Raw genomic sequence first — 3,179 nt, 5'->3', positions numbered from 1 at the left:
CTTTGTTTAGGAAATTCATCTCTCCTATTGTCATCCTTACAGTACACTATCTGTGTCTTTTCAGGATGTAATTTCAACTTATACTCAGCCAATCTTTCTTCGATCATTACTTTCACAAATTCTGCCTGTTTCTCTGTTCTGCAGTGCACTATCGCATCATCCACATATCTCTCAAATGGTACCGTCGGGTAGTTCTTTTTCATCCATATATCAAACACATGATGCATGAATATATTAGAGATGATTGGGCTAACTGAACCTCCTTGCGGAACTCCTTTATCCCTAACTACCTTACTGCCATCTGCAAGTTTTATAGGGGATTTTATCCACCTTTCAACGTATAGTATGACCCATTTGCAATTTGTATGCTTCTTGATAGCTTGCAATGCCAACTCGTGATCCAAATTGTCGAAAAACCCGGATATATCTAGATCTATCGTCCAATCATACCTCCAGCATCTTTTCCTTGCCGTATCTACCGCATCCAGTGCTGATTTATTCGGTCTATAACCATATGAATCTTCATGGAATTTTGGTTCTACTAGCGGCTCAAGATACATAGAAGCGGCCGTTTGCCCTATCCTGTCGAATACTGAAGGAACACCTAAAATTCTTTGTCCCCCTCCCGTATCTTTCGGTATTGCTACAGCTTTTACAGGCTCTGGAAAATAACTTCCTGATGACATCCGATTCCATAGTTTGTACAGATTATCCTTCAGGTTCTCTTCAAACCTTGTTATCGATACCTCATCCACACCAGCCGCACCTTTATTTTTCGATACTTGTTTATAAGCCCTCCAAATAAGTTGCTTTGGTATATCAAAAGACTTTGTTTTATTCATTAACTCCTCCCTTTCGGTTGATACATAATTAAAACTGAATAACTCAACTCCTTCGCTCCATTTCCATTACAGAAACTTCTTCACTACTACGCGCCCCTGTTTTCCGCATTGGTACTCTCATCCTTAGAGTTTAGCTCCTTGAATTTCTCCCTTATCATCGAAACGACAGGTTCCCGTAGTTCTACACAATAGCCTAAAATAGATTCATGCCACCTTTATGCCGGACGCCTCCTACCCCGTAAACAAGCTCCCGGTAGATTTATCCCAGTTGAGTTATAAGCCCCTGGTTTTGACGTCATCAGTTATGGTTTCGACACTTTATCAGTGGTTCACTTTCGTTCATCTCTCTATTTCACACATGACACATAACTGCGCCTTTTCCATAACGCTCACTACCTTGGCTCTTTACCAAAGCAGCTTATGGTTGTTTGAAGCCTGCTCTTGTAAATCGGCTCCGAGGGGCCCACCCTCATCTATTGCGTAGCTTAAGTACTCAGTTTGCTCTTTTCTGACCATTCCTTGCATCACTACGGCACACTATAACCTCCATTTCCAAGTTTTTTTGACTGAAAATCTCCTGTTTCTTTTTTCTTTGCTGCCACTCCCATAACGTAGTTCTTCCAATTTTAAATCTTGCTGCCACTGCTTCTCTGCTTTCTCCTTCTTCTAGTGATTCCATTGCTTTTTTTCTTAAATCATAACTATATGCTGCTGGCATACTTACCTTCACTACTATAAAATCTTATTTTACCTCGTTTGTACTATTATGAAAAGAGCTATACTGCTGCAGATCTTCTTAATGATAGAGTCATACCATTCTTTGATGGACAAAAGTACCATTATCCCGCATTTTGACTGATAGGGGTACGGAATACTGTGGCAAACCAGAAAATCACGCTTATCAGCTATATTTAGGAATTGAAAACATTGATCATTCAAGAACTAACCCCACAAACTAATGGCATATGTGAGAGGTTTCATAGAACTATGCAAGATGAGGGGAATGTTCAAAAAAGTGTGTCAAGCCGCATTTTTAGTTCAACTCAATTTTCAACCTATCTGGAAAGAAAATATCAAGTTGAGACATAGTTAAAGCCCAATTAGGGAGAGCCATAATCCACTTTTGCTCTACCTTTTTTATAGCACAATATACCTGTTTGTACAAGGCATTTGTACTAGTAAATGAACCCTTAGTTTTAGTAAATTTCCTGATTTGTCTATGCAACCCCTCAATTGGATTAGTGGTGTAAATCAGCTTCCTAACTGGCCCAGAATACTTAAAATAACTGGATAAGTTTTCCCAATTGTTCTGCCAGGATTTTATAACTAAAGGATACTTTTCTCCCCATTTTCCTTCCAGCTCAAGCAGATAATTCTCAGCAATTTCTTTACTTGAAGCACGATATATTTTTTTCAGATCATTCATGAAAACTTTCACATCTTTACTGGATACATATTTCAGAGAATTTCTTATTTGGTGTACTATACATAGCTGCACTTCTGCACTGGGAAATACACTGTTGATGGCTGCAGGAAAGCTTTTTAGCCCATCTACACATGCAATCAGAATATCTTCTACTCCTCTTTCTTTGAGGTTATTTAGCACTTCCAACCAAAAGTTAGCTCCTTCACTTTCAGCCAAATAAAAGCCCAGGACTTCTTTTCTGCCATTTTGGTCTATGCCCAATATATTGTACATACATTTACTTACGCAATGTCCATCCTCCTTGACCTTAAAGAACATCCCATCCATAAATACTATCGGGTATACTGATTGCAGTGGACGACTACGCCATTCATTGATTATAGGCAGTAATTTGTCGGTAATACTTGATATCTCTGCTACCGATATTTTGTGATCATAAATTTCCTCAACGTGTGACGCTATATCTCTATAGCTCATACCACTGGCAAATGTGCTCAAAATCTTCGTTTCAAGCTCTGGATGTAAGCTTGTTTGCCTTTTTTTGACTATTTGCGGCTCAAAACTTCCTTCTCTATCTCTTGGCGTTAACAGCTCAAATGAACCTGCACTTGTACGTAAAGTCTTTCCATTCCTCCCATTTCTGCGATTATTTTCTTCACTTTCAGCTAATAAATGGTTTTCTATTTCACCTTCTAGACTCGCCTCCAGCAGCTTTTTTATAAATGGTGTTAATGCTCCCTCCTTTCCTGTCAACGGTCTTCCTTCTCGTATAGACGACAGGATATTTGTTTCCAACTCTTTATAATCTACCAATCCGTTAGTTCTGTTTACTACTTTTTGACTCATTGTCAAACCTCCATTTTTAAATTGATATAAATTACTTTTTTTCGGTTTGACACACTTTTTTGAAC

At 38.7% G+C, this 3,179-nt stretch carries 2 protein-coding genes and 2 pseudogenes; 1 reads left to right on the top strand and 3 read right to left on the bottom strand.

The window, feature by feature from the left end:
- Both ltrA and Wcon_RS04045 read right to left on the bottom strand, forming a co-directional pair.
- Window positions 1-842, bottom strand: an 842-nt coding sequence (gene ltrA / locus Wcon_RS04050; RefSeq protein WP_114516916.1) for a group II intron reverse transcriptase/maturase, incomplete at its 3' end; no start/stop codon positions are given.
- A 536-nt stretch (window positions 843-1,378) separates the two neighbouring features.
- Window positions 1,379-1,560 (bottom strand): annotated as a pseudogene (locus tag Wcon_RS04045) (IS630 transposase-related protein); the annotation flags it as partial.
- Between the two features lie 35 nt (window positions 1,561-1,595).
- Between Wcon_RS04045 and Wcon_RS04040 the strand changes: the two are divergent.
- Window positions 1,596-1,841: pseudogene (locus tag Wcon_RS04040) on the top strand (IS481 family transposase); the annotation flags it as partial.
- 34 nt (window positions 1,842-1,875) lie between these two features.
- Here Wcon_RS04040 and Wcon_RS04035 read toward each other — a convergent pair.
- A complete protein-coding gene (locus Wcon_RS04035) occupies window positions 1,876-3,114 on the bottom strand; it encodes an IS256 family transposase (protein ID WP_114516979.1) in 1,239 nt (412 codons plus the stop codon).
- Between the last annotated feature and the right edge of the window lie 65 nt (window positions 3,115-3,179).

The sequence above is a fragment of the Wolbachia endosymbiont of Cylisticus convexus genome, from assembly GCF_003344345.1.
This window is presented reverse-complemented; position numbering and strand designations above follow the sequence as displayed.

Bases quoted from the DNA above. Each gene is read 5' to 3' on its own strand.
- Wcon_RS04035 (WP_114516979.1), bottom strand. From the start codon at position 3,114: ATGAGTCAAAAAGTAGTAAACAGAACTAACGGATTGGTAGATTATAAA.